General features: G+C 34.6%; 5 protein-coding genes. 4 read left to right on the forward strand and 1 reads right to left on the reverse strand.

Translation table 11 applies throughout. The features are described from left to right. The 3 genes from AC1DJR_RS26135 to AC1DJR_RS26145 all read left to right on the forward strand — a co-directional run. On the forward strand, positions 1-196 hold a 196-nt coding region (locus AC1DJR_RS26135; RefSeq protein ID WP_477003870.1), incomplete at its 5' end, for a helix-turn-helix domain-containing protein. Beyond that, complete coding sequence (locus AC1DJR_RS26140) at positions 177-707, forward strand: methylated-DNA--[protein]-cysteine S-methyltransferase (protein ID WP_429686854.1); 531 nt, start codon at positions 177-179, stop codon at positions 705-707. The genes AC1DJR_RS26135 and AC1DJR_RS26140, both read left to right, overlap by 20 nt. Further along, positions 704-1615 carry a DNA-3-methyladenine glycosylase family protein gene (locus AC1DJR_RS26145; RefSeq protein ID WP_429686853.1) on the forward strand — a complete coding sequence of 304 codons (912 nt, stop codon included), beginning with the start codon at positions 704-706 and terminating at the stop codon, positions 1613-1615. Before AC1DJR_RS26140 ends, AC1DJR_RS26145 begins: the two co-directional genes overlap by 4 nt. A gap of 39 nt (positions 1616-1654) precedes the next feature. Here the strand turns inward: AC1DJR_RS26145 and pepT are convergent, their stop codons facing one another. Beyond that, a complete protein-coding gene (gene pepT / locus AC1DJR_RS26150) occupies positions 1655-2638 on the reverse strand; it encodes a peptidase T (protein WP_477003871.1) in 984 nt (327 codons plus the stop codon). Positions 2639-2735: 97 nt separating this feature from the next. On the opposite strand from pepT, the gene AC1DJR_RS26155 reads away from it, so the two are divergent. Next, on the forward strand, positions 2736-2912 hold a 177-nt coding region (locus AC1DJR_RS26155; protein ID WP_477003872.1), incomplete at its 3' end, for a DUF6198 family protein.

Raw genomic sequence — 2912 nt, forward strand, 5'->3', positions numbered from 1 at the left:
CTTCAGGATTGTTAAAGCGGCAGAATACCTTTCACATACAAATCAATCTGTTAAGCAAATTAGTACTTCTGTCGGGATAGAAAATCCAGAGTATTTCGCAACTTTATTTAAAAAGAAAACTGGATTTACTCCTACTGAATATCGGAAAAAGAACGAAATGAAAGAGGGATACAATAATGAGTTTCTACAAAAATAAATCTATATATTGGACGCTACTTACACATAAAAATTGGCGCTTTCATATTGCTGCAACTGAAAATGGACTATGTTTTATTGGGTCACAAGACGAAAACTTTGAAGAACTAAATATATGGGCTAGAAAAAAACTGCCACAACATACATTGACTTGCAATCCAGATTGCATGCAAACATATACGAAAGAAGTTATCGAGTATTTAGAAAACAAACGAGAAACTTTTACATTCCCTATCGATGTTTACGGAACTGAATTTCAATTATCTGTTTGGAATATGGTACGTGAAATTCCTTATGGGAAGACGTATTCTTATTCAGAAATTGCAAAAAGAATTCAAAAATCTACAGCTGTGCGTGCCGTTGCTTCTGCTATTGCCGCCAACCCCCTTCTTATTACAATTCCTTGCCATCGTGTTATAGGAAAAGATGGAAAACTAACTGGTTTTAGAGGGGGATTAGAAATGAAGAAAGAATTGCTTACATTAGAAAAGTTACAGGTGGAATTCATATGACAGCAGAATATAATAGCGCATTAACTTTAGCAGTTCCAAAAGAATTTAGTTTCCAAGAAAACTTACGCTATCTATCACGTTCTAACAATGAATGTATGTTTCACATTGAAGACAACAAAATTTATAAAGTCATCCCTGTTCAACATTTAAATCCTTTAGTTGAAATTAGTATGAATACTGATGGCAATATTCAAATACGTTTTTTAGGAGAATCATATATCTCTGAAAAATGGGTATGCGACGCTGTAGCTAACTATGTAAAAGAGTGGTTTGATTTAACTACCGATTTAGCTCCCTTTTATACATTAGCTAAACATGACCCACTCCTTCAAGGTCCCATTCAAGAGTTTTATGGGCTTCGCACGTTAGGTATTCCAGGTTTATTTGAAGCACTTTCCTGGGGAATTATCGGTCAACAAATTAACCTCACATATGCTTATACTCTAAAAAGAAGGTTAGTCGAACAGTTTGGGAAGTATGTAGAATGGAACGATAGAAAACATTGGATATTCCCATCACCTGAAGTAATTGCAAATCTACATGTAGAGGATCTTAAAAAATTAAAAATGACGACTAGAAAATGTGAATATTTAATCGGTATTGCGAAGCTTATTATAGAAGGGAAACTATCAAAAGAATCTTTACTACAAACACAAAATGTAAAGCTTGCTGAAAAACAATTAACCGCTATCCATGGTATAGGACCGTGGACGGCCCACTATGTTTTAATGCGCTGTTTACGCTTCCCTTCAGCCTTTCCAATTGATGATGTTGGTCTGCATAATGCAATTAAATTTATAACAGATTCCGAAAATAAACCGACTAAAAATGAAATAAAAGATTTTGCAACAAATTGGATTAACTGGGAGTCTTACGCAACTTTTTATTTGTGGCGGGTGCTATATTAAAAAGAACCAAGTAGCACATTCGTACTACTTGGTTCTTTTCTAAGCTTGTTCTTCAAATCGTCTTGCGATTTCTACAATAACTTGAACAGCTTTTTCCATAGTATCTACCGAAACATACTCAAATTTACCGTGATAGTTTTCACCACCAGTAAAAATATTTGGCGTTGGTAATCCCATATACGATAATTGTGATCCATCTGTTCCACCACGAATTGGATGGATGTTCGGTTCGATATTTAAACTTTTCATCGCTTCATATGCAATATCAACAATTTCTCGCACTGGTTCAATTTTTTCAAGCATGTTATAGTACTGATCATTCATCTCTAAAACAATCGCATCTTCACCGTACTTCTCTTGCATGTTTTTCACAATATCTTTAATGTTATTTTTACGCGCTTCAAAATGATTACGATCAAAATCTCGAATAATATAGTAAGCTTTACTTTGCTCGACATCACCATTTAAAGAGAGTAAATGATAAAACCCTTCATATCCCTCTGTATATTCTGGCGCCTCTTCTACTGGCAACTGTCTATCGAATTCCATAGCGAGTTTACTTGCGTTACGCATTTTGTTTTTCGCTGTTCCAGGATGTGTATTTGTCCCTCTAAAAGTTAATTTGGCGCTTGCAGCGTTAAAACTCTCATATTCTAAACCACCTAATGGACCTCCGTCCATCGTATAAGCAAACGATGCACCAAACGCTTCTACATCAAAATGAGCTGGCCCACGACCAATCTCTTCATCTGGTGTAAATGCTACTCTTATTTTTCCATGCTTAATTTGCGGATTATGTATTAAATAATTCATTGCGACCATGATTTCTGTAAGACCAGCTTTATCATCTGCTCCAAGAAGTGTTGTACCATCAGTTGTAATAATTGTATGTCCTTTATATGATGGTAATTCCGGGAACTGTTCAGGTGTTGTTTCAAATTCGTTCACTCCTTTTATAGTTCTCTCTCTATTATAATCCTTATAACGAAATATTTTAACTTTTTTGACTGTGGAAATATATATCCATTTACATTTTTAATAAATCATAAAAATACATAATATTTGTACATTGAAATTCAAACATGTAATATACATCATTATATATTGGGAGGTTTTAAAGATGAGGCTAACTCTCTTTCGCTATTTTCTTTTTTTCCTAGGATTAATTTTTTTTGGACTTGGAAATGCTCTCGCAGTCAAAGTTAAATTCCTYGGTTTACACCCTTGGGAAGTTTTAAATATGGCTCTCTACCAACGATTTGGGTGGACAATTGGTACTTGGAGTGTCATATGTGGA

Source organism: Bacillus sp. 05T31, from assembly GCF_056396725.1.

Bases quoted from the DNA above. Each gene is read 5' to 3' on its own strand.
- AC1DJR_RS26140 (WP_429686854.1), top strand. From the start codon at position 177: ATGAGTTTCTACAAAAATAAATCTATATATTGGACGCTACTTACACAT.
- AC1DJR_RS26145 (WP_429686853.1), top strand. From the start codon at position 704: ATGACAGCAGAATATAATAGCGCATTAACTTTAGCAGTTCCAAAAGAA.